Below are 326 nucleotides of genomic sequence, written 5' to 3'. Positions count from 1 at the left end.
ATCCTATGAGCAATATTCCTACTGAACTTAAAGAAAATGAATTCATAGGCATAAGAATAGAGGAGTTGAATTTTCTGATCAGACCTGAATATCAGAAACTACTATCTAAGATGCTTGTTTTACATCCTGTTACTTTCAGTACCGATGAAGAATATGAACTTCATAAAATTCTCCGAGCAATTGATAACAATACCTTACTGTCAAAGCTCACCAAAAGAGAGGTCTGTAGAAAATCTGAATATTTTGTGAATGAGCAGGCTATTGCAAAAGCATTCGAAAGATACCCTGAAATTATTCAGAGAACAAAAGACATACTGGCGCAATGT

At 34.4% G+C, this 326-nt stretch carries 1 pseudogene; it reads left to right on the top strand.

The features are described 5' to 3' along the window. A pseudogene (locus RM51_RS19575) lies at nt 1-326 on the top strand (DNA polymerase III subunit alpha); the annotation flags it as partial.

Source organism: Chryseobacterium taiwanense, assembly GCF_000813825.1.
Lineage (GTDB): Bacteria > Bacteroidota > Bacteroidia > Flavobacteriales > Weeksellaceae > Chryseobacterium > Chryseobacterium taiwanense.
The sequence above is the reverse complement of the archived record's forward strand: the minus strand, read 5'-3'. Positions and strand labels throughout refer to the sequence as shown.